This window comes from Bradyrhizobium huanghuaihaiense, assembly GCF_007830635.1.
GTDB lineage: Bacteria > Pseudomonadota > Alphaproteobacteria > Rhizobiales > Xanthobacteraceae > Bradyrhizobium > Bradyrhizobium huanghuaihaiense.
Map to the genome: position 1 here is coordinate 762,093 of NZ_VLLA01000001.1, position 22,733 is coordinate 784,825.

The 22,733-nt window shown below is 62.4% G+C and carries 12 protein-coding genes and 1 pseudogene; 4 read left to right on the forward strand and 9 right to left on the reverse strand.

Annotated features, from left to right (window positions below; genetic code table 11):
* The 3 genes from IQ16_RS03635 to IQ16_RS03640 are packed head-to-tail and all read right to left on the reverse strand — an operon-like array spanning position 1 to position 13,735.
* On the reverse strand, positions 1 to 9,249 hold the full coding sequence (locus IQ16_RS03635; protein WP_158646903.1) for an RNaseH domain-containing protein: 9,249 nt from the start codon (positions 9,247 to 9,249) through the stop codon (positions 1 to 3).
* Positions 9,246 to 12,626, reverse strand: a complete 3,381-nt coding sequence (locus IQ16_RS45000; protein ID WP_158646904.1) for a hypothetical protein — start codon at positions 12,624 to 12,626, stop codon at positions 9,246 to 9,248. Before IQ16_RS45000 ends, IQ16_RS03635 begins: the two co-directional genes overlap by 4 nt.
* Positions 12,623 to 13,735: a restriction endonuclease-related protein gene (locus IQ16_RS03640; RefSeq protein ID WP_145831201.1), complete on the reverse strand. Its 1,113-nt coding sequence runs from the start codon at positions 13,733 to 13,735 to the stop codon at positions 12,623 to 12,625. Before IQ16_RS03640 ends, IQ16_RS45000 begins: the two co-directional genes overlap by 4 nt.
* A gap of 87 nt (positions 13,736 to 13,822) precedes the next feature.
* Here IQ16_RS03640 and IQ16_RS03645 point away from each other — a divergent pair, with 87 nt between their 5' ends.
* Both IQ16_RS03645 and IQ16_RS03650 read left to right on the forward strand, forming a co-directional pair.
* Complete coding sequence (locus IQ16_RS03645) at positions 13,823 to 14,668, forward strand: BrxR family transcriptional regulator (RefSeq protein ID WP_145831202.1); 846 nt, start codon at positions 13,823 to 13,825, stop codon at positions 14,666 to 14,668.
* Positions 14,669 to 14,751: 83 nt separating this feature from the next.
* Positions 14,752 to 15,045 (forward strand): hypothetical protein, encoded by a 294-nt coding sequence (locus IQ16_RS03650; protein WP_347340194.1) that lies wholly within the window; start codon positions 14,752 to 14,754, stop codon positions 15,043 to 15,045.
* Positions 15,046 to 15,367: 322 nt separating this feature from the next.
* On the opposite strand, the gene IQ16_RS03655 is transcribed toward IQ16_RS03650, so the two are convergent.
* From IQ16_RS03655 to IQ16_RS03675, 6 genes are all read right to left on the reverse strand, one after another.
* A complete protein-coding gene (locus IQ16_RS03655; RefSeq protein WP_208751620.1) occupies positions 15,368 to 15,736 on the reverse strand; it encodes a helix-turn-helix domain-containing protein in 369 nt (122 codons plus the stop codon).
* Positions 15,737 to 16,362: 626 nt separating this feature from the next.
* A complete protein-coding gene (locus tag IQ16_RS03660) occupies positions 16,363 to 17,307 on the reverse strand; it encodes a recombinase family protein (RefSeq protein ID WP_145831203.1) in 945 nt (314 codons plus the stop codon).
* 493 nt (positions 17,308 to 17,800) lie between these two features.
* Positions 17,801 to 18,730 (reverse strand): 3'-5' exonuclease, encoded by a 930-nt coding sequence (locus IQ16_RS03665; RefSeq protein WP_145831204.1) that lies wholly within the window; start codon positions 18,728 to 18,730, stop codon positions 17,801 to 17,803.
* Positions 18,731 to 18,950: 220 nt separating this feature from the next.
* Positions 18,951 to 21,101, reverse strand: coding sequence for an AAA family ATPase (locus tag IQ16_RS03670; protein WP_145831205.1), 2,151 nt, complete (start codon positions 21,099 to 21,101; stop codon positions 18,951 to 18,953).
* Between the two features lie 130 nt (positions 21,102 to 21,231).
* A complete protein-coding gene (locus IQ16_RS45005) occupies positions 21,232 to 21,375 on the reverse strand; it encodes a hypothetical protein (RefSeq protein WP_158646906.1) in 144 nt (47 codons plus the stop codon).
* Positions 21,375 to 21,818, reverse strand: a complete 444-nt coding sequence (locus IQ16_RS03675) for a hypothetical protein (RefSeq protein ID WP_145831206.1) — start codon at positions 21,816 to 21,818, stop codon at positions 21,375 to 21,377. The genes IQ16_RS45005 and IQ16_RS03675 overlap by 1 nt, the downstream gene beginning before the upstream one ends.
* A 267-nt stretch (positions 21,819 to 22,085) precedes the next feature.
* Between IQ16_RS03675 and IQ16_RS45010 the strand changes: the two genes are divergently transcribed.
* Both IQ16_RS45010 and IQ16_RS46430 read left to right on the forward strand, forming a co-directional pair.
* Entirely contained in the window at positions 22,086 to 22,244 is a 159-nt protein-coding gene (locus IQ16_RS45010) for a hypothetical protein (protein WP_158646907.1), read from the forward strand.
* A gap of 15 nt (positions 22,245 to 22,259) precedes the next feature.
* Positions 22,260 to 22,688 (forward strand): annotated as a pseudogene (locus tag IQ16_RS46430) (ATP-dependent DNA ligase); the annotation flags it as partial.
* Between the last annotated feature and the right edge of the window lie 45 nt (positions 22,689 to 22,733).

Sequence of the window (22,733 nt, forward strand, 5' to 3'; positions counted from 1 at the left end):
TCACTCCGGCCGCAACAGAGCGGCGTGGACCAGAGCATTCAGGTCCACCTTGCGAATTCCCTGTCCTGATTGGTCCGGAGGAAAAGAGATGATCCCCAAGAGGTCGCTGTAGATGCCCACCACGCGCGGGGAGACATTGCGACCGTCGAACGTACAGAGACTCTGAAAGTCCGTCGTCGTGATGGTGGACCCGTCGGCATAAGCGGCGAGATCCCGGTAGAAGCCGATCAGCTGTTGCGGAATCCCCAGCCGATCGAGCAGATCTGACGACGTCAGGATAGCCTCTCTCTCCTGCTTGATCAGGTCCGGTGCATGCCGGGTGTCGTCGACGATCCGCGAGAGGAGCGGGCCCGCGATCTCGGACCATCCCCCCGTAGCTTGCATGATACGGTCGACGAGCTCCCCCGCCAATTGCAGCGACTCGATCCGGCTTCCGAGGTAGGACCTTGCCCAAGGGCGTAGTTTGACGATCTTGATCTGAGGAAGCACGCGCTGAAGCACCGTCCGGTCCCTCGACCATTCCTCGGCATGCCCGGGATCTCCGATGAAGATCAGACGGACTTCGCCTTTGCGGACCCTACCTACGCGTTCGGCCTCCACCACCCAATCGGGCCGCCAGGCGGTCTTCGGAGAGACGACCACAACTTTGAGCAGACGCTGGCCTTTGATCGCTTTCTTGATGTCGTCCAGCATGTCCTTCTTCGACTCGTAGTTCTTGATCTCGACGTCGACCAGTCTGTCCTTGACGCGTCGCGCATCCAGCAGTGCAGCTTCGACGAAGCGGACGCCGGCATATTCGGTCCCGAAGACGACGCCGACTCCGCCTGCCGGCGTCGCGTCATGCGCGTTGTCGGCGGCGATCTGAAGCGGGGCGAGGAGGTCCGCCTCCTGGCCGTCGGTAAGCGGAGAGATGCGATCGCCACCGCCCGTCCCGGATCGCGGTTTTCCTATCGCACGACGGACGTTCTTCGGATCGAACGCCCTCGGCGGGGCCTTCAGCGTCTTGTAGCTCTCCAGCCGGCGTTCCAGATCGGCCTCGGTCGCGGCCATCAATTCCAGCAGGCTTCTCGATCGCAAGGCGAAGGATCCGGCGACCGTACGCCTGGCGATTCCAAAGCCTTCCATCTCCTCGAGCAGATATTCCAGTTCGTTGGGATCGGTCCCCCTTGGAAATGCCGCCGGCCAGCACTCCATCGCCCGTTCCGTGACCTCCGCCGCCGTCATCCCCTCCGCGGCCATGCCCGAGTCCCGCTCGCGAAGTTCGCGAACGGCCAGGATGTACGTCAGCAGTTCGTATCGTCCCTCGATGTGACCGATCGTCTTGTAGAATGTCTCGAAGAGTTTGTTCCGGATATCGGCTGAGCGCAGAGCGCGCTCCACAAGCGTGGTGCCGATGATTCCGGGAAGCTGCCCGGTCTTCTGCGCCTGATCGTGAATCAGCGAGAGCAGCTCCTTGCAGAAGACCTGGATCAGCACGGGATAGTAGTTGGTGAACGTAAGGATTCGCCAAACGTCTTCGCGCTTGTCGAACTCGAAACCCATGGCCGCCAGGGGACCCCTGACCAGAAACTCGGCATCGTCGACGTCGCGGTTGAGCAGAGGGCCGATCTGGAGGGGGTTGTTCGATATCTGCACCAGCGGCGAATTCTCGACCCGCACCATGCGCGACACGTTGTGAAGTCCGGCCAGCACGAACTTGAACCGGTTCTTCGTGTCGGCCATCAGCTTGAGCAACGTCTGCACGCAGACGAACTCCGTTTCGGCCTCTTTGCGGACGAATCTGTCGGCTTCGTCGATCAACAGGAGAAGACGTCGCCGATCGTCCGCATCGAGCCATCCGCCGACTGCGGCGGCGAACTCCTCTCCCGAGCGCGCGGGAGTCTTGAACACGCCGGTCCCGATCGTTTTCGAGAATTGCTCGAAGGCGTCCGAAGCGTCGCTGACGAGGTCGAGATCGACGTAGGCGAATATGGCGTTCGAGGGTTGCGTCGCGTGGATCTGCTGCAGCAACGCCGTTTTGCCGAGCCGCCGTCCGCCAAACACGACGTAGGAGCCGAACGGATCGACGATGGCGCTTCGTTCCCAGGAGCGCCCCTTGAACATTTCCGCGGGGACCGCCGATTTGCCGTGATCCTTGTAGGGATCGGCGCTCGAATATGCCTGTGCGATGTCGATGATCGCGCGGCGACGGTCGCTGGGGTCCGCGATCGCGAAGGCCAAGGCGGCCTCGTCGACCACTAGCATCGCCTGCTTCCGCTTGATCAGATCCAGCCGAAGCTGCTTGCGCCGCTCCACGTTCAGGACGCCGCGGTAGAGGACGAGGACGCCCCTATGTCCGGCTCCGTCCGCCAGATCCAGCAGGCCCTGCGGCGAGATTGCAGACGTTACGACGCACATGCGCCACGACCCCTGTGTCTGGCTCCCGAACTCCGGGAGCAGAAGCGACGCCGGATCCGTCGGCGGCATCGATACCTTCGCGTCGAAGACGAAGATCTGTTGCCGCGGCCTGGTGAGGAGGGGGTCTTCGTCGCAGCGCAGGACCTCGAAGAGGAGCTGGGAGACGATCTCGCTGACGTTCGGTGCAATCTGTGCGGCGGAAGCGTTCTTCGGGGGCTTCAATTTCGTGAAGGATCTGGCGATGGTCGCTGCCTGTTGCCTGTGCTCCGGATCGAGTGCGCCGTAGTTGAGAGGTCCGTACTGCGTCCCGAGCTCGATGTTCCTGGCGACCTGCAGCAGGTCCACCTTGTCCAGTTGCGGCAGCATCGATCTGAACTCAGACAACCGCCAATTGATCGAGCCACTGGGTAGCAATGGCTTCCAGGTTTGACCGGTCCGCAGCATGTTCAGCCGGTCGGCCAGTGTCGTGAATTCCCGTCCCTCCAGCAGATGACGCAACTCGACGACCGTTTCGGCCTCGAGCCTCGTGTCGCGTTCGAGATGGTCGATGCTCGAGGTATATTCGGACATCGACTTGTCGAATTCGCGCTCGGCCTCCGTTTCGACGTCGTGGATCCGGGCGAGGGCCGCATTGAAATCCTCGATCCGATCGCCGGTCAGGGTCTCGGGAAGAAAGGTCGGCGGGAGCTCGACGGGAAGGTTTTCGGGATTGACCGTCGACAGGGTCTCCCTGAGGCGGGCGGACTGCTCGAGCGAGCCCACGGCCATGCGTCGCATGCGGTCGATCTTGCGTTCCGCCTCCTCGAGCAATCTCTTGATCTGGTGCTTCTTGGCCTCCTTGTCCGCGTCGAGCTCCGCTCTCCATGCGTCGGATTTTGCCTGCTCGATACCGAACCAGTGGGCGATGTTCAGCAGCATGTAGGCCGGTACGAAGGCCGACTCGCTGCGGCGTGCCTCGAAGGCGGCATGAATTGAGGATGCGGGGTCGTCGCCGATGAGGGGGATGGGAACGACGAGGGCTTCTTGAAGGATCTTCTCCGGTACGTAGGGAGAGGGCTGCCAGCCGCCTGTCCAGGTCAGATCCCGCAGCCAGAGAAGCGGGCTGTGCAGTCCGACGGCGAGCGGGGGAACGTCCCGACCGATGGATCCGTTGCCCTTCAGCACGCCACGCATCATCTCGAAGATGGCTTCCGCTTGGCGCAGCGCGGAAGCGGTCAACGGATCAGACTTGGTCGAGTGGAAGCCGGAGATCGCCTCCGAAATCCCGGCCAGGGCATTATCTCGAAGGCGCTTGACCGCTTCGACCCGTGAAGCCGACTTGCGCAAAACGGCGAATCCGTCGACCGACTGGACCAGATCGTGACACTGTTGACCGACGCGCGAAAGCAGCGCGAAGATGCGCTCGCGCGACGGCGCGTCGAGATCGATTCCGCCGCCGACTGTTTCGACCAGCTTTGCGATAAAGGCGACGACCTTGTCCCGCCCGCGAAGGAGTTCGTTCGCTTCGTGCGCGATTGCCTGGTCGTTCTCGGTCAGACGGGAGTCGAGCATGCCCAGCAGTCCATCGGGCTGGAGCAGCGCCTGTCGGACGCGCTCGCCGGATTGAAATCGGAAGCGCGCGGAGCGTAAACTCGCGACGGTATCTTTGATCGACGCGACGGCCTCGCCGATGAAATTGGCCTCCCGCGAGTGGGCTTGGACCGCCATGAGATTTGCGGGCGTCAACTGGAAATTCAGCTTCCGGTTCTCTTCCACCACAGAAAGAAGCTTCCGGTAATGCTCGAAGCCTGGCTGGCGGCCCGCGCGCTCGACCAGAAGCACGGCGGCCACGTCGTCGGACCGGAAGAGCGCCGCCGGTAGGGCGCCGGCAATGAGAAGCGACAGACGCGCCACGGACCGGTCATCGTCAAGGCCCTCCAGCGACTGGGCGATGGGGAGAGCTTCGCTCCTCGATTCCGCGAGGAGGCTCAGGTCTTGGGAGGACAGGCCGATGGTTCGCCCGCCTGCTGACGCCAACCGAAGCTCCACAGGCGTATAGGTGTCGCTCGCCTGAGGCATCATCGACAGGACCGCCGAACTCAAATGGAAGGCCAATCCGAATTCCCCGACTGAAAAGAGGTGGTCGAGACGGGCGGCAACCTCGTTTCGAAGCGGATCGCTAGGCGTAACATCGGGCAGCCCTTGTTCGGGCGCCGGGACGATCGGCGCGACCTCGATATCCTCCTCGGGTGCCTCATCTTCGGTGGCCTCAACCGGCAGGTCCGCTTCTTCCTCCGATTCGCCAGTCGGTGACGGCGATGCAAGGACATCTTCCGTGGGTTCGACGGGGTCCGGAGCGTCAACGGTGGTTTGCGGTGGCACGTCGGGCGGCTCGGCCGGCGCCGCGAAGATCGCCAGAGCTTCCTCGACGAACCGAAGTGCGCGACGGAGCGACTGCTCCTGGGCATCCAGAAGCGGCGTCGTCCGCTCTCGGGCCTGCCTGGTTGGGAGGGTGGCTTCGAGGTCTGCGATCTCGATGGCGATGGCTTTCGCGTCGGCCACAGCGCTCTCCGCAATCTCGCGCCGAGTGGTCGCCTCCTCTAGATCAGCGAGTGGTGCTTCTTCGGGCAACTCGAACAGGCGGGAAAGAATCGACGGAGCGGTCAACTGCTCGCCGATCAGAGCATTCAATTCCGCAGATATTCTGGTCGTCAGCCGTCGGATCGCCTCCCGCAGATCGGCGGTGTTGCCGAGGGCAGGCATAAGCTCCGCTGCATATCTCTCGAGATTTTCGAGGACTTCCAACGACTCGCGCATGGCCGAGACGTGATTGCCGGTGGGGCCGTCGGATTTGCTCAGGTCGGCGAGCGCAAGCAGCCGGTCGCATTCGCGGCTCCACGCCTCATTGATTTCGGCCATGCTCGATCTTGGCGAGAGGGTCGCGACATCGGCGATGTCTGTGGTCACTTCCGCTGCGGGCGGAGCCTCCTCCACGGCCGAGGCTCGATCGACCGTCGGGCCGATCGAGGCGATTTCCGGGTGGTTCAGAGCATACGGAGTCACGATCTCGTCGATGACCTCGCCGATCGTCCGCTCGTCTCCGAACCTTTCGAACTGGCCGACTACGGCTCGGAGATAGCGGCCCAGATCGCCCCATTCTCCTTCGCGAGCTTCGAGGCGGTCGAGACCTGCGGTAGCTCTCGCGCAGGGAGATCTCCACGCGGCCTGTCCTGGCAAGCCGAGCACATCCGCAAGGAGAGCGTCCTTGTCGCCACCGTTGTCGGCGGAGTGGAGTGCTCGCAAGGCGGCGAGTTGGTCTTCTGCCTTCGGAAGCGGCTTTTTCCTCCGCAACTGGGACCAGAAGTCCATGACCTTCTGGATGATCGCCCTTTTGGGCAGTCCCCTCCCGTTGTCGTCGGGGAAGAATTGATGCTGGAATACGATCGCGAACGCCGGATATCTCAGCGCATCCAGATACAAGCTCGGAATTTCCTGAAGGAGCGGACGCTCCTCGGGCCAGGGAAATCCCGTCACTTTCCGGATCCACTCCCGGTTTTCGTGCATCCGACGCGCGTCCGAATTGACGAGATGCATGGCGCCGGTGAGGAATTCCTCGTCGACGAAGGACGGCAGCGGAGCGGACGGTGATCTCAGCAAGCGGACGAGTGCCGCTACCTCGGCCTCTTCCCATGCCGGACCTTGGTTTTCCTCGATCGTCACTTTCGGCTCCGGTACTGCCATGGTCGCGGTCTCAATTGGGAATTTCGATGTTTCGGTGTTCGTGACGATTTCTGGTGTGCCGGTCGGAATCGCCGCCCACTGAGGAGGCCCGGTCATCGGCGGCGGGTCCGAAGAATCTTCCTCGAACGGCGGAATGTCGGCTTCGCCGAAGTCAGACGTGCCTTCGAACCAACGCCGCGTTTCCCCGTAGCTGGGAATGCTTCTGACCGGTTCCTCGTCGCTGGGGAGATCCGGATCCTCGTCGATGGCCAGGCCGTCGTCCGGCTCGTCGTCCTCCGGGGCGGAGGCATACCGGTCCATGTAGTCGAGAATCTTCGATCGGAAGGACAGCGGCGCCGGCAGGAAAGTACCGTCGGCCGTATGGGAATATCCGTTGCGAAGAGCCGAGACGAGCGTGGCCGCGGAATCCTCGTCGTCTCCGAGCTGCGATGGCAGGACCGTTATCTCGAGCGTGACGGGAATCCGCGAAGGCGTGCGCCACACATCGTTCACTCCGCGTCGCGAGAGTACCCTGTTGCTGAATTTGGCCTTACCCTTCGGCGTGTGCGCGTTCGCCCCTAGGAAACCCGGCTTCCGCCGGTAGACGGATTGTCCGCGGGCTCCCTGATTCCGGACGTCGAAGCCATGTGCGGTTAGGTAGTGGCGGGTCCGGGCGTTTCCCTCGGGCAGACTTTCGACCACGCGGGAGATGGCCGTGGCGTAGACCTCGTCAACGATCGCGCCCGCACGCTCGTTTCCTTCCTTCGTGACGGGGATCCAATTGCGCCTGCTTTCCGTCGCCAATCTGCCGGACGACCTCTCCCTGACGCGCACGAACCGCAAGGATTTCCACGACGCGGGTGGTCTTGCGGCCGCATCCTCGAGATACACGTCCGACGAGATGTTCTCGTCGGCGAGCCAGGTCCACAGAGATCTCGCGGTGGTGGATTCCACGAGGATCAGCGCATTCGGGTCGTCGCCGGCGACCTCGTCGATGACGGTCCGGACGAACGAAAGGAAATTCTTGCGGCGATCCGGTTGTTTGTCGCCCAGCGACGTCAGACCCGCCGATGCGACTTCGACGAGAGTGCGGGAGAGGGTCTGAAATGCTCCGCGGTCCATGGTGCCGTTCTTGAGCCGCCCGATGCGCCCGGAAATCCGCCCAGTTGCAACATCGATCTTCGTCGCTACCGCCAGCACGGCGCCTTCCGGCCGACCGCCGCGGCTTGCCGATTGGGAGACGACCGAAATTCCGATGATCGACTTGGGACGGGCGCGCTCGTCGAAGGTCGAAGTCACGAGCTCCGACGGATTGGGTCCCAATCCAGCGTGTCCGAACAGAAGATCGTACAACGCGGCCTGGACCCGATGCATGTAGTCGGCCGCCTCTCCGTCTCCGGGCGGCAGCAGATACTGCACATTGCATCCTGCGAAGGTGGCGAGCGTGTTCCGCCCGACATCCTTGTTGACGCTGTCCTCTTCGATGCCGTCGTACTTCCGGGCAGCCTGGACAATGACGGGCGAGTTCGGGAATTCTTGGCGGATCTGCTCCGCAAGCGGAAGCCAGGCATCGCGTCGCACACCCGCGCGCTGCGTTCTGGTCAATCTGGCCTCGCCGTCGAGAATCTTTCGCGTGCCGTGTACGCCGTCGGGGATCGCATGGCGGACGACATTGATACGATCGCCGAAAAGCAGGGACACGGCCGAACGGAAGATGACCTCCTCGGATTCTCGCCGGCACACGAACATCAGGTCTATTCCCGTGCGGGGTCCGAAAGCCCTGTCGAGCAGTTCCCGGTTCGCCTGTCGCAACGGTTCGAGATCGACGGTCTTGATCGGCTTGGGCCTGCCTCGCGCCTTCTTCTCCGCGGAGCCGAATAGTTCTTCGACTCGCGTCGGCACGTCTTCTTCCGGCACCTGCCCGAAGTGATGGGTGATCAGATTGTGGAGGTTCGCCTGCACACGGAATTCCTCCGGGCGGGCGGTGGCTCGGTCGAGAACACGCAGCCGGGACTCGGTGAAACCATATCTTGCGATGCGCTGGTGCACGACACGGGTAAGGTCGACCTGATCCTGCAGCGTGACGCCGAATTGGATCTTCGGAACGGGCCTGTAGCCGTATCTGAACGGAACCCCGACGAATAGATCGGGCATCCGCCCCCTATTCCTGACGAGTTCGGGCAGGTCTTCCGTCAACGAATCCTCGGAGGCCCGCTGCGCCTCGAAGAGCAAGGCGTCCAGATCCGGCTTCGGAACGCCCCTGTCGAGCCTGACGGAAAGCGTCGTCGCTCGGACGCGATCGCCTCGCTTGACAACCCGGACGGAGATGCGGCGGCGGCCGAACAGTTGATTGGCAGCCGGAAATTCGTTGCACCAGATCCGTTTGGAGGCTCGGACGACGAGGTACGGCAGTCGAGAAGATGGACGGGTCTCGACGGATATTTCAGCGACCATGGAAAATAGATCGTCGCCGGCGTCGGGCAACGTCGTCGGCCAGGTTTCGAAGGCGATCGAATTGCCGTAGTCGCGGTCGAGCACGCGGTGAACCGGTCCGAGACCGGGGAAGAGTTCGGCTCCCTCGAGCTCCGGCGCGGCGATCGCCAAAAGAATATCCGCGAAATCGTGAAAATCGGTCCGAAGGGCGTCCGGCACTTGTCCTTCGGATGGCATGACCGGAGACGGTAGTTGTTCGAGCAGCGCTCCTTCCAGTGCCCTGGTCTCCAGCAGATCGATGTCTCCGCAATCCGTTCCGAGCCGTTCGGCCCAAGGGCGCAGCGTAAGCTGACACCAGGAGGAGATCGATCTGTGGGCTGCGGATTGGACGTCGGCAGGTTTTCCGCTTGCGGCGAACAGCGGACGGCCTTGGTCCCGCGAATGGATCCTCCCTTCGAGAAGGACCATGCCGATCACTCGGGCCTGCAGCGCGGCCCTCAAATCGGAATAAGGAAATTCCTTTCCCTCCGGACGTCCGGAGCCGAGAGCGATGCGGCGGACCCTGTCGATCAAGCTCTTGGCCGTTTCTGTCCAGCCGAAGCGGACGGGCGGAATGGGCGACGGGATCGACGGGGGCAGGCCGCGCCAGACGAGTGCGCATTCCAGCGTCTGGTTGTCGCGCGGCTGCTTCTTTACGTAGAATTCCTCGTCCCCGCTCATTCGCGTCGCGTCTCCGGGAAGATCACGTTCTGACAGGCGCGAAGAGGGTGGAGGAACGGTTCGTAGAGCAGGCGATAGATCTCGCGCTCGACGGCATCGTTCGAGTCGAGAAGCTCGGCCAATACGTCGCGCATCGCGACGATCATGCTGCTCCTGTTGCCGTCGCGTTTTTCCTTGGCCGAATTGGGTGCGAACGATGCGTCCACGAAATGCACGCGCGTCTTGCAGCCGTTGCGCATGGCGCGCCCGATCGTTTGGAGCAGGTCGACCATGCCGTCGGCCACGAACGGCTGTATCATGGGGCCCAGCCTGCTGATCTGCTGCGGCCGGCGGAGCAGCCACCGCAGCGAGTCGAGCGCTTCGTCCCGGGCACCGCGCCATTGCCTGACGAGTTGCGCGACGTCCGCGCTGGGGTCGATGGTTCGTCTGTCGAATTTCAGGGCCAATTGTCCGGCCAGCCCCCCGGTGAATGCGAGGCTGTCCGCCGTCGGATGGGGCCGGATGAAGAAAGCCACGTTGCCCAACACCGCGTCCCGGACCCGAGGTCCGTCGGAGAACACTATGTTCACGCCTCGACCGATGGCCTTCATGGGAAACACCAATGCGTCCCAATCGTCTCTGGCGCCTAGAGTCTCCACTTGGCTGGCCGACACCCACTCTCCCCGTTCAGACGACGGAACCTTCCTGATGTCCGAAGTGACGCCGACCACGCGGTGCGCGGAAGAGGAAGTTCTTCTGAGATGCGCCTTGATGAACGTGACCTGGTCGTAGGAATTCACCACGATGCCTGTCCGACGACCCGGATCGAACTGGTCTTCGCGCAGTTGCCGGACGAGCGGATCTGCACCGCCGAAGTAGTGGTCCGTCAGTAGCCGCAGCGAGTGCTGCCGCTCTCGTTCGGATCCAGCGCCGCTCACGCGAACGTATTCGCCGGGCCGGTCCGGATCGTTCACGGGGCGGAAGGAGTACACGCTCTCGCGCCAAGCCTCGCTCTCGCCTTCCCTGCGCAAAATGTAATTCGGCCGGACGGGGACGTGATAACTTGGGCTCGGCGCAAGATAGCTGGTCGCCGATGCCATCAGGACGGCAGGCCCCTTGATACCGTCCTCCGTCAGCATTTCGGATAGGTGGTAGAGGAGGAGCCGCGGCACGCCGGCGAACGAGAGATACTGCAAGGCCAGGGATTTCTGCCCGCGATCGTTCGTTTCGTAGGAGAACCGGATTCCGGACAGCCGTCCGATCAGGGATTCCGGCAGATTTCGTCTCAAGTCAGCCGACACCCCCTGGCCGAAGACCCTCTCTGTGTGGACGCCTTCCGCGATCATCGCGTACTGGGCGGGCACCAGCGCGAGGAATTGTAGGACCACCGTCGTCACTTCGACTAGGAAGCGGAAAAGGATTCGCGCCTCTTCCGGGTCCAGCCCCTCTCGGGGTGGAATGATTCCGAAGAACGCATCCTTCATCTCGTCGTAATTCTCCTCGAACCGCTCGACGAGGCGTGCGCTCAGCAGCCGAAACAGTGCCGTCCGGAATCTATCCACGGCCGCGTCGAGCTCGCGCCGATCGACCTCCAGGTCCCGGGCCACCCGTTCGAGGTTAAGCTCGGTCAGATCGTCCTCTCCGTCGCCCCCCACCTCGTTGGTGAGGACCGAACGTACCAACTGTTCGAAGAAACGCCTGAGGCCGTCGAAACGGACGCTTCTATGCTCGTCCTCATCGGTTTCCGGATTGAGATACATCGTCGCGAGGATCGAATTGCCCGTGACGAAGGCGTCCTTGAACCTCGCCAGAATTCCGCCCTCTTCTGCCATTCGTTCCAGCAGATGAGCGCGCAAGGCCCGGTTGAGACGCATGAAACGATTGGACGCCAACGTGTAGTTCTCGATCGAAGCGGAAAGCCCGAACCCTCGTCCAGAGGCGACGGGGTCGAATACGTCGTCGAGAAGCATCGATTCGTAGGATTCGGACGAGCCGAAGAGATCCAGTTCGGCGATTCCCTTTCCATCCAGTGCCGCCTGCGCTCCGTCAACTTCGTCGATGATGACGAGGTCGCTCGTTCTCGCGACTCTCTCGAAGTGACGCATGCGCTCCGCGTGGAAGTGGGGCGAGACCGACACGTCCGTGGAGATGACGTGCCCGATGTGCACGAGCGCTTCGGCGTCCGCCAATCTGCGCGCGGAACGCTGCCGGCCGCAGGAAGTCGCAAGCGGGCAGAGTCGTTTGCCCTCCTGCCCTTCCTTGCCGTCCTTCTTCAGCTTGGCTTGCCGTATCGAAGTGCATGGAGGCCTGTCGTGGGGGAAGTCGAAGGACGGCGGTGGGACGGAAACAAATCCAGACAAGGCGCAGCGCGTGCCAAGCAGTTCGGCTCCCGCCGCGGTCTGACCGAACCCTCCGCTGTCCATCGTCGCGATCCGTTCGGCCAGCCGGGTGGCGTGACTTCTTCGCGCATCGGGCGACTGCCCGACCAGAAGTGCCGTCGGGACGGAATAACGCGCTAGGTCGGCGTCGATCGCCAAGGCGAACTCGATGGACGGCACAAGTAGCGTGACCCTCCGCCCCCGCCTGGCGAGCGCGACTATCAACAGGAAGATCAATGTGGATTTGCCGGCTCCCGGCAGGCCGATCATGTGACTGACGCCGTCGAGCGTTATCGTGGAATTCGGTGCGAGCCGATTTCCTTGCGGCGATAGGACCGAAAAGACCGGATCGCCCCCGACCGATCTCAACCTGGTCAGGAAATTGCGCGGAGGGCGGGTCGGGTCGCGGGCGTCTTCCTCGTCGAGCACCTTCGCGATCGCTTCGAGGTCGGCGAGGGTGATCGCGATCGGGTCGCGCTCGCGCTTGTCGGGGGCGACGGGCAGTATGGGCCGCAGAACCTGGATGTCCCGTGTATCGCAGATCGCGTCCGGGCTGTTGTCGCCGTCGGCGCGAAACCGGAATGGGCGCGTATGGTCCGCGGCCGAGCGTTTTTCGGCTTCTTGCGGCAGAGATCGCAGCAGCTCCTGCAGCATGTTCTGGCGCCGCGGGTCGCTTGCGCGCACCCTTTCTCTGATCGTGAAGCCCGTTGCAGGATCCGTCGAGATCTCGAACGGCGGCTCCCGGTAGTCGTCGTCGGAGGCATGATCCTCCTCCCAGACACGCGCTTCCATCACGGCTTCCTGGAGGTGCGCGTCGGATTCGATATTCATCCCGATCAGACGGAGATTGCGCAGCGCGATGCGCGCGCTTCCGAGAGCGGGATGGCGGGTTATCGATCGATAGCCGGACAGAAGCGCGGACGCGCCCGATAGCGTCTTCATCCCGAGGATGTCGTGCATGACGCAGGCAAGCCACTGCGCGCGCAGCGCCGGAACGAAGGCGTCGGGAGACGTCCTCATCCGACGACGAGCCCCACCACGTCGCCCACTTTCGCGAAAACGACGGACGTGCTTCCCCGGTAGGCGAGCCGAAGATCCTCCAGGTAATGCGGCCTTCGGTTCACCATCGCGTCGGGGACGGCGACGTAGCGGCGATTGAACGTCGCAAGTCCGCCGAGACGCTCGGAAAGCGTTTCACCGAGCAGCCGTGGGCAGGAATAGCTTTTGACGTCGATTCCCAGTTCATGCGAGCGCCCTACGTCGGCGGCGTCGTCCCGCGGGTAGAGGACGACATCGACGCCCGCCTCGCGCAGTTCGTCATGCAGCTGTATTTCCGAAAGGCCGGGCCCGACCCAATAGGCGAGAATGTCGTCGGCGTAGACCCGCCAGCCCGAGGCGCTCTCTATCGTCGCGCCCGCCCTTGAGGACGGCAGTTCTTCAAGACAGGGGCCTATCCGGCATCGGCCTTCGGGGAACGCCGTCGTGTCGCGATGAGGGTAGAGAAGTCCGCCGCAATTGCCGCAAATGTTGAACGATCCGTCACGACGCATCGCGCCGAGGGGAATTTCGGTGGACCAGCGACGCAGAACCTCGTCGGCTACGACCACCCCATTCTCTTCGAGAAAATCCGATAGTTCTCGCCTTTCGTACACGGGCTTGCGGACGATGCGCTCGCGCAAGATCGAGTAGATCTGCAATCGCTGCTCGGTCCTCACCCGCTGCACGATCTCGCGCAGCTGTCGATGATGGATGTCCTCGAAGGCGTCGTCTGGTTGCCCCTTCGCCGCCAACGCCCGGCATTCTTCGGTCGGAGCGACGGGTTCGGGTGACAGCAGCTTCACTTCGGCGAAACGGAAGGGCGCGGCCAATGCCGGTACACCCCAACCGCCTACGGGAAGCCGACGCGCCATGTCAGAAAGGCAGTGGATGCTGTCGGCTATGTCCCCGACCGCCGACGTCAGGCAGAGCCGGGACAGCATTTGCATTCCGGTGCCCATGGACTCGGGTAGCTGGAAGGGGTCGACGATCTCCCCGGACCGAACGCCAAGATGCAGGTCGACGAAGCCCCTGCTCAGCATTCTGAGCGCGACCTCGACCGTATCCTCCGAATCTGCTTGCGTAGTCACCATGCGATCATTAAAACTTAATATACGATGTCTGTAAAGTCACTATCCGAACTAGATATGAAGCGGGGCGGGGCAGCGCTCAGGGCTCGCTTGAAGTACATCGATGACCGGCTGGTCTGGTTTGGCTTTTTGCGACTCGTCGACTATGCCGCAAAATTTGGCATATCGGACGTGCAAGGCAAAATAGATATAAAGACTTACCGCAACCTATCGTCCACTCCGCCACCCGAGCGCAAGCCCGGACCGGCCGCAGCGGGTGCGTCACCTGTGGGTACGTACGGGCGTCCCGACGATTTCGTCCCGCTCTTCGAGGGAGTGCGCTCGCTAGACGACCTCTGGCTGACGAGGCTGGAGGACGCACGTCCGGACGAATCCTTGACCGTCGAGCGTCTGGTCATGCCGGCGCGCAGCATCCATCCGGATGGCGTCAGATCGCTCCTCGCCGCCACCGAACTCCGCGAGAGTTGCCAGCTCGGCTATCAGTCGATGACCAGCGCGGAGACCAGCGATCGAACCGTCTGCCCTCACGTGCTGGTCAAGGCGTCGGGTCGCTATCACGTCAGGGCGTTCGACTTCTCGCGGAAGCGGTTCATCGACTTCTCCCTTTCGCGCGTCCTTACTTCGGTGCCGCTCGTCGGCGACGCGCCGGTTCCGTCCACATTGGACGACGATTGGCATGCGATGATCGACGTCGAGTTCGTCCCCCATCCGAGGCTTTCTCCGGCCCAGCGTCATACGATCGCCCGGGAATTCAGCATGGTCGGCGGCGCAAAGATCGTCAGGGTACGCAGGGCGTTGTTGTTCTATCTGTTGGACGAGATGAGATTGCTGGCGGCGGTCAGGCTCCTAGATGCGGAACTTGCCGATGTGGCCGTCTGGATCAAGGACCCGCGCCGTGTCGCTTCCGAACTCACGTCGATGGAGAGCGGTAGCTGACTGTCCCGATCGTTCCAACTCGCCACCGTGCCGATTGCCTCTTTGGCGGGCATGTCGCAAAAAATCGCTTTTCCAGGCTACCGATGTTTGAAGACGGTATGAATCTGGCCGCGATGGCCGAAGCCTTGGGCAGGTCCGCGGACTACCGCGTGTTGCGCCGTTTGATTCCCCGAGCGCTCTCCATGCCGGCCGGCGATCAAGGCACGAAGACGGCCGTCCTGCTCGACACGGAGACCACGGGTCTGGACGCACAAATCGACGAGATCATCGAGCTCGGCATGGTGAAATTCGACTATATGGCCGACGGTCGCATCGTCGGGGTCAGGGACGCTTACTCTTCGTTCGCGAACCGTCCGTGCCGATACCAGCCGAGGTGACCGCGCTCACCGGCCCCTCAGTGACGAAATGATCGCCGGGCATCGGATTGACGAAAATGCCGTTTCGACCTTCGTCGAGGAAGCGGTGATCGTCATCTCGCACAAACGCGGGTTTGGTTTTGACCATTGAAGCCCGCGGGAGCGAAGGTCCTGCTCCAGTCCAACTATACGTCATGGGGTCCTGCCGGTGAACCATGTCTACTAGGTACGGCCAGCGATTTTTCGCGAATCCGATTCACCGACGGCGTTGGCCGATCCCGATTTTCCCCAATGCATCCCAATCAATCGTTTGGAGCCATGATTGCTCGTGAGCGGCGTTCGATCAGACGTCCTTCGCCGTCGCCGAGGCATTCCGCCCTTTCAGCGGCGGCACCAGCAATTCGGCAACAGCAACCCCGAGCGCCTTGGCGAGGCTCTCGATCGCCACGATCGTGGGATTGGAGCGCCGATTTTCGATAAGACTGATGGCGTTCTGGTCTACCCTGGCTTCGCGCGCCAGGGTGTCCTGACTCCAGCCGCGCAGCTTGCGCAGACGCTTAAGATTGGCAGCGAGCGTGCGTATAGCCACCGATTTCCGCGCCGGGAATCTGTCTTTGAAGGGCTTCTGCTCTTTCTCTTGGGCCACGCGCGCGATCGATCGGTCGTTAGTGTTAACCACGATGATAGACGCATCGCATGAGATGACAAACATTTTCCTCTTCGAGATCGAAGCGTGGTTCACCAAGGAGGAGGTGTCTTTCGCCGGCCGTCGGCTTGCCCGCGTGGCATGGCCCGACCACAGGTGGGAATGCGCGTCACTGCGACCCGAGAACGGTCGTTCGATGAATCGACCTCCAAGGACCTCGATGCGCGGCAAGTGATCTCGCCAGGCGCAGGTGGAATCGCCCGCGCTCTTCGAGCGGTCGGTGGGCGCAGGCTGGCTGTACCGACTCGCACGCGCGATGCGACCGGTTTGTAACTGGAGGGAGGCGAGTCCCTACGGGCTGACGCTGTCCCGGTCAAGCTGTCCTGGTCGGTCACTGTCTACGATGCCGGGACGCGCTCCGAGATCGCCACCGTCATGCCGCGATTAGACGAGCGGCCGCCTTCGACGGAAACTGGAGACCCACCAACTTCGCAGAAGTGAAATGAGTAAGGCCGAAGGAAGCAAATGAGGGGTTTGTTCTGGATTTAATCGCTCGACGACAGTGGCTTCGGGCGGGGCTGCCACCAAACATCGATCAAATTCAGTAATTGACCCCGGTTGGAGTGTCTTGGACGCCGCCGATCCACTGGCCGTAGACCGTCCCGGCGGGAAAGCCGTCCCCGTCCTGGATATCAGGCAGCGGTCCGTTCGCCGGCATGACACTTCTGAACAGCGTCGAATACTTCGGCCGCCACGATCGGCTCGTGTCGCCCTTTGGCGATTTTCCATTCCGCGCGGGGCTTAAGGACCCGCATACATGCTCCGGTAGTTGCGTCTTCGAACGTTTCGTACATGCCGCAGATGACAAGGCCCGTGTAGGTCATGTCGTGCAGCACGCCGCAAATGCCGTCCTCCGACAGCATCGTCACGTTCCATTTTCCTCCGCGAGGCGATGGGACGCAAATCTCGTTCAGCTCTTTCACGATCGCCGACAGGGACGGTCCGGCGAGGTAGGAGTGGTAGATCCTGCTGACGATGCGCGCCTCTTCAAGACAGATTTTCAGAATACCGTTTTGCCCGGCGGCCCGATCCACGTCGTATCCGTATGGCGGACGGCCGATATGGCGACCGTCCTTGTTCATGGCTTCGTGCCTGCGCACGGTTCGGCTACGCCGGTCGTCAAGCCCCAAACCGGCGACCATCTGCAGCGCGACGGCCATCATATTCGTAATCCGGCCGATAGTGGTCGTCCAAACCTCGACGCCGTAACGCTCGGCCAAGCCGATCAACTCGGCGAGGTCGGAGTGCCTCCGGCTCAAACGACTCGGCTCCGTCGCCAGCACGACGTCGACCTGACCGTCGCGCATGGCTTGTTCGATCTGCCGGAGCGCCGGCCGCTTGCGCAGCGTCCTGCCGCCCTGGGAGTCGATGACCTTGCCCGCCGCGACCCAGCCCTTTTGGTTCGAGCTGTACTCGGCCATAATGATCATCTGATCCTCGATCGAGATATCGTACGGTTTGTTCGAGGTGCTGGCATAGAAAATGACACGTACGGCCCTCGCGTACTGCGGGCTCCGTTCGGTCAACAGTTCACCCTTGCCATTATTTGCCGAATTCGCCGTTTCAGGTTTGGTCATCACTGCAATCCTTCTCAGAACTTTCGCTTGTTCGACGGCGCTTCCAGTATCGAGCTTTCGGGTGCCTAACCTTCCGGCCAAACTTTAATTCTCGCCTACCGTCCCTACGAGTTCGCCGGACTGCTTAAGTTTCGGTTGCCCGGACGTGGTTAGCCTTCCGTGAAGGGCTATGATTTGATCGATTCCGCACGAGATATCGCCGTCGGTCCGGGCAACGCTCGATCCGAACGAAGCTTTTGAGTCCGCCGCCGGACCTCTCCGTCGACCGCCGCAAGCGCCATGACAGCCAAGACGCTCCGCAGCAGTTGCTCTCGCTCGGGCGAAAGGGGGTGCGGTGTTTCGATCTTCTTCCGCTCGAGTCGGTGTGCATCGGTGCCTTCTCGGTTTTCCGCTACCTTTCGGTCCCCGGCTTCATAATTATCCATTGTGCTCTCCTGCGTTGCTGTTCGTGGTCGACGCCATAGGCAGTTCTGCGGCGATCCCTTGCGCGTCCTCATCTGTCGGAATAGCGGTCGAAGGCGGTGACGCGGCGATGGGGAATAGCGGTGTCGTTTCGCCGATAGACCTCCCGGCGTAGAAATTCGACTTCACCATCCAAAGCGTCCTCGGCGACCTCCGCGCACCAGGCGCTCGGACCATCCTTCCCGCTCGCATCCCACCGATATCCGCGCGATTTCAGAAGCAAACGGGAGCCATACGGCGCTCCTTCGGCTCGCACGCGCAGTCTGGGCGTTCGAGCCGATTCCAGGAGCGCGGCGAAGACCGGACGTCCGCTTCGCGGGAGGTCACGGGTGAGAATTTCGACTCCTGCGTAGCAGTCCTCCTCGGCCCGGTGCGCGTCGAAGAAGAAGCCGTATGCCGCCGCGATATGGCACAAACGACCGCCCTCGAAACCCTCTCCGGCCCAGTCCACCTCCTTCAGCGAACATGCCCACGCCTTGGAAGCGAATTCCGGCCACAAGGGCTCGCAGAACGGACGATCGAATGCGGCATTGTGGGCTACGACCAGCGACACGTCGCGCAGCATGTCGCGAACGATCTCGTCGTCCACCACGGCGCCGGAGATCATCTCGTTTGTGATCCCGGTCAACGTCACGATGCCAGGCGGAATGGGGCGACCCGGATCACGCCTGGCGACGAACGGCTTGTCGATGCCGACGATTCTGCCGTCAGGCTCGTAATCGAACGGCAGCATGGCGAGCTCGATCACCGTGTCCGTCTGCCGGTCAAGACCGGTGGTCTCGACATCGAGAAAGACGGCTCGCTTGGTCGACGACGCTCCGCGTGAAGACTTGAAAACGCGCGGCTTGAGGCGGCGGAGCAGCCGGTAATTTCGGCAGCTCTCCAGTGAAAGCGCGATCCGCTCGTACTCCTGCTCTCGCGCGATCGGTGAGCGCGTGTGGATGAGGTCCGTTTCAGTCATCGATCTGGCTCCAGTCCTCGGCAGCCATGAGACGCCGTAGATGTGATAAATCACATAACACACGCAAATCGATATTGGTAGCTTAAAGCTACCGATCCTCGAAAGACAGTTAACGGCGGGTGACGCGCTTCGAGATCGCGACGTATTCACCGGCGGCGGATGACACCGGAGGAAGTATTGAAGATTCTCGACGAAGCTCTCTAAATGTGCTGCCGCAAATTTACGGTCCCTTCGAGCGCGTCGGCGACGGCGGGAATTGTTCGACGATGGTGTCGATATCGTCCGCCGATAGAAAGCGACGAAGGAACAGGGCGTCCGCCACGTCGGCCACCTGCCTACGGTGGTTCTCCACGACTTCTACGGCGCGTGCCTGCAACCGTTTGAGTATCTCGTTGATCTTTCGGCGCGCGACGTGATTGCGGTCGAGCTCACGATGAGCCTCGTCGGCGTCGGCGAGATAGATCAGTTCATCGTCTCCCAATCCGTACGATCGGTTCATCGCAGCGAGCAAGCGCGTCGCGACCGATAGATCGGAACGCTCGCTCCCCCCGGCACCAGCGGACGGGGAACCCAGCAAAACGATCTCGGCCGCACGACCCGCAAGAAGTCCGACGACGTGCCGTTCGATCCAAGGCCTCGTCACCGCCACGGGGGCCTGCTGGTCGATGCGCGTGACACCGCCGGTACCGCCCCGTCCGACAATCCGGACGGATTCCACTCGGAATCCGCTGCAATAGGCAGCCAGGACGTGGCCGGCCTCGTGCACCGCGATCCTGTAGATCATTTCGACAGGCAGTTCCGACTCCGGAAGCGCCGCGCTCCTCACGTCCTCGATCGAAAGGTGGCGCCCGGCCCGCCGCGCTTTCCGACGAGCGCTGCGCACGGTCTGCATGATCTCCGCGGGCGTCGACCCTTCGAGCGGTCCGATCACGGTGCGCAACTCATCGTCGGATATGGCTCCCTGGACGTGAAAGCGGAGGATGTTGAGGATTCCAGCGGCATCCGGCGCGGTGATCTCGATCGCGCGCTCAAGCCGTCCGGGCCGGAGAATGGCCGGGTCGATGGCGTCGATCCGGTTGGTCGCGCCGATCACCACGATGCCCTCTCTCCTGCCACTGGTCGCATCGTCCAACTGCAGCATGAAGTCTTCGATCACGGGCATCCACCAATCCCGATTCCTGGAGTCGAGGGATTCGCGGGAAGGCAGTCCGTCGATTTCGTCGAGGAAGAGGATCGCAGGCGCGGACGCCATGGCGCGCGCGAACAGTTCGCGCATGCTCTTGATCACTCCGTCCAGATGTCCGGAGCTGGCCGCGAAAAGCTCGCCCACGCTGCCGACCACCAGCGAGGCCTTGCAGGCATGAGCGATACTCCTCGCGAGAACGCTCTTTCCCATTCCGGGACCGGAAAAGAAGACGGCTCCGCGGTCCACCGCACTCCAGGGAATGATGCCGGCACGATAGTCCCGCATGTCGCGTGCCAAGGCCAGTCCCCAAGCGCGCGCGGCGCCGTACTCAACCGCGGTGGCAAGATCTGGAACGTCTTCAGCCTTTCCGGCGCCGCCCATCGCGGTAGCGGTCGCCACGATCCGAGAAGCGACTTCACGCGCGTCAACTCCCGGACGCATGGCGGCCACAATGTCGTTGAGCCCGAGGCGAGCCAAATGGACCTCGTCGATCCGTGGAGGCGCCTCGCCGTAAAAGTCGCTGAGCGCACCACCGAGCACCGACTCGTCGAGCTTGAGCTTGACACGCTGGTCTGCGCCCGCGACGAGCGTCGACGGGAGTACCTGCTCGGGGTCCACGGCGATGCCGATGACGGATCGCCCCTTGGCCAAGGCGGAAGCCACCTCGGCGTTGCCGATTGACGGTTTATGGCGAAGGCGCTCGGAACCGTCTCGCGCGAAGCAGAGCCACTTTTTTCCGAAGGGACGTTGCTCGAAGAATTCCTTGACCGGGACGATCCAATCGACCGCCGGGACCGACACCACTACGGCTTGGGTCGACTTCCCCCAGAGCGCCTCGTCGACGACCGGCGTTACGGCCGCGGTGATCGCTGCGGCCACGAGCGCTTTGCGCGGGTCCCGAGGCGCACCGCCGTCGTCCGCCGTAACCCCGGGGCCGTCGTCGGCAGCCTCGGAAGATAGATCGAAGTCAGGGTCGCCATCGTCCTCGGCCATCCGTGCTCGGTCGCGCGCGGCAAGCAGGCGGGCGAAGCCGGAAGAAATGCGAAATGGGCCTTCGCCCTTTGACGGACTGTCGGTCGGCGTCGCAGCAGGCGCGGCTACGGGCGACGAACTTTCGATCGAAGGTGACGGTTCGCCTGTCGGTGTCTCGATCATCGCAGCGGGCTGAGTGGGTTCGTTTTTCATAGAATGTTTAGGGGTGAGGATGAATCGATTCCGGAACGTCTAGAGAGCGACGGATCAGCAAACAGGATGCTCACCGAGCAAGGCCGGATCGAACCACCGTTTCTCCCGCCTACTTGGCCAACTTGCTGACCTACGGCTCATGATATTGACGCCGCAGGAGCGTCTCGACCATCGAAGCAAGCCACCGGCGCTTGCCGCGGCCCATGACGAGTGCGTCGGTGCCGGCAGCCGGCGGCAGAGACCTCTTGGTACCTGGATGACCGAGGTTGCTCATCAGGTCTCTTCCGAAAACTTCTTCGCCACGAGCGGACGGAAAGATTTCACCAGCCAAGATGTCGCCACACGCGCCTCGCGGGCGCCGGCGCCCGGCAGACGCCGGATCACGGTGGAGAGCACGAGGCAGGCCGTAGCGTCGCCTTCGCAGGCGCACAGGACCAGAGCGGTCATCACTAGATCGAACTTGTGGCGAAACGAGTCGTCGCGGCTCAGCGCAAGCGCCATCCCGATCGCCGCGGCGGCGTCGCCAGCGACGGCGGCGTGCCAGCGAGGCTCGCCGACCATCTCGATCTTTTCTACAGCAAAGCGCATCGCGCCCAGCGCCGCGGCGTGGAAGTTGGGTGCCGCGATGGAGCGCCACCACCTGATCGGCGACGAGGCCGTTGCGATCGAGTTGCTTTTTGCTTGCGGCTTGGGGCCTTGCTTCACGGTGGTCTTCATCCTCGTTCTCCATTTCGATGTGATAAATCACATAGCATGAGGTGTCGAATATCGGTAGCATAAAATAACCGAAATAGCTGGGACGGTTAACGCGCTATTAAATAGGAGGTGCGGTGACGGTCGAGGTCATGCCCGTCGGCGCGACCATGGACATAAAGCGCGCTCTACGAAACTCGGCCGACGCCACCCCGTCCAAACGGCCGATAACGTGGGCCTTGCCGCGGACGAAAGGGCCGTCTCGCCGGGAGAACCGCCCTGATCTCCACGTTGCCGGCGGGACGGCCGAAGAAGTTCTCGACCGCGTCGTCGATCTACTTTTCGCAAGAGGAGTTGTTCGCGGGCCTGTTGAGCAGCGTCGAGGTCAAGGTGATCGAGATCGGAGTTGCAGATGATCTGACCTTGCCGATCGTCTCGATTTCCTCATGATCAGATCAAAGATCCTATCTGTCCAATGAGACGGTCAGGATCTTCACCCGCCGCCTCCACGATTGGACTTATCGCTCGCTTCTCCGCGATCGTCGATGGCGAGGTCGTGGTGCCCACGGCCGACGGTTCGACCGACTTCTTGTTCTGCCGAACGAGCTCAAGGGCAACTCGACCAACACCGTCCTGGTCGCCTTCGACCTGCTGTACCTGAACGGGCGAGACCTGCGAAAGGAGCCGCTGTTCCAGCGCAAAAGCGAAGAGGCGCGAGAGTTCGCACACGCGTGCAAGATCGGCTGGGAGGGCGTTCTGTCCGAGGTCCGGGACAGCGTCTAGCCGGCCGCGACAACAACTGGGTGAAGGAGACCTGCGTGCAGCGGGAGACCTTGACCTCGCCGGCTTCGCCCTGAACGAAGGTAAATGGGACAGCTCTATCTCGGCCGACAATATTGTCGCCATCGTTGCGGCACGCGCGGAAGGGACTGTCTTCCC